The organism is Vibrio sp. Vb0598, assembly GCF_033338935.1.
Classification (GTDB): Bacteria; Pseudomonadota; Gammaproteobacteria; order Enterobacterales; family Vibrionaceae; genus Vibrio; species Vibrio alginolyticus.
This window is the reverse complement of the sequence record NZ_JAWOTP010000155.1, coordinates 1-1,271: the sequence shown is the minus strand read 5'-3', so window position 1 is coordinate 1,271 and position 1,271 is coordinate 1. Positions and strand designations below refer to the sequence as shown.

Annotated in this window: 2 protein-coding genes; both read right to left on the bottom strand. The window is 48.5% G+C overall.

What is annotated here, in order from left to right; all coding sequences use genetic code 11:
- On the bottom strand, window positions 1–626 hold a 626-nt coding region (locus tag R7Q38_RS23705), incomplete at its 3' end, for an SDR family NAD(P)-dependent oxidoreductase (RefSeq protein WP_318114507.1).
- Between the two features lie 38 nt (window positions 627–664).
- Window positions 665–1,271 (bottom strand): TIGR01777 family oxidoreductase (locus R7Q38_RS23700; protein ID WP_318114506.1); only part of this gene is annotated, 607 nt, incomplete at its 5' end.

The window sequence follows — 1,271 nt, the reverse complement described above, 5'->3', positions numbered from 1 at the left end:
TGTCCATCATACGCGATACGGTGAGGGCTTGAATCTACGTCAATCCATTGCTCAAAAGCGAGCAGAGCGTTGTGTCTAAATTGCGTTTCAATGGGGCCGGGCTCTATCAACGCCACTTTGATGTCGGTATCAGCAAGTTCGAGCCGTAATGTATCTGTCCATCCTTCTAGGGCAAACTTTGAGGCGTTGTACGCCCCACGATACTTCATTGCGGCAAAACCCAAGACGGAACTGTTTTGAATAATGCGTCCTTCACCCTGAGCACGCATAGTGGGTAGTACCTCTTGAACCAGTTGGTGCCAACCAAAAAAGTTGGTTTGAAATTGCGCTTTCAATGCTTCGGTAGGCAGATCTTCTAATGCACCGGGCTGACCATATGCGCCGTTATTGAACAGGGCATAAAGCTGGCCTTGAGCCAATTCAATCGCTTGTTTTGCGCCACTAGTGATGCTTATTGGGTCGTCGAGGTCGAGCTGGATACAGGTTAACCCTTCTGATTGGAGTCGTTGAACGTCATCGAGCTTTCTACAAGAGGCGATGACGTGAAAGCCTTGTTTATGGAGTGCATGAGCACAAACGTACCCGATGCCCGTTGAGCACCCCGTAATGAGGATGGATTTATTCATGTGTTAGCTTAATGCGAGAGACAGATAAGCTTTATCATTCAACAGCTTCTATCTTGAAGCAAGTGCTTCAGTGCTGGTTCTATTCTTGAGTAACTAAATTTAAAGCCAAGCTCGGTGAGTTTCTTAGGTTTGGCTCGCATACTGTCAAACAGCAAACATGCCGATTCTCCCATTGCCAATGCCATGACCCATTTAGGTGTGAATAGAATATGAGGACGTTTGAGTGTTTTCGCTAACGTGCGGCTAAATATCCGGTTAGTCACAGGGTGAGGGGCGCACATGTTGAAGGCACCATGCGCGTGAGGGGTTTCAAGCAGGTACATAATGGCACGAACCATATCGAGGATATGAATCCAAGGCATATATTGATTGCCATTGCCAAGCGGTCCGCCTAACCCCAATTTGTAAGGCAAGAGCATTTTCGCGAGTGCTCCGCCATTAAGCCCGAGTACGACGCCTGTCCGGAGAAAGCAAACGCGGGTTTGTTCGGACTCGGCCCGTTTGGCGATTTGTTCCCACTTGGCGCAAACCATATGCGGGAAATCGTCGTTATTCACATGAAGACACTCATCGAACGGATGATCCTGCTGGTCGCCGTAATAACCGACAGCAGATCCGCTAAGAAACACAGAAGGCGGTTCGGTA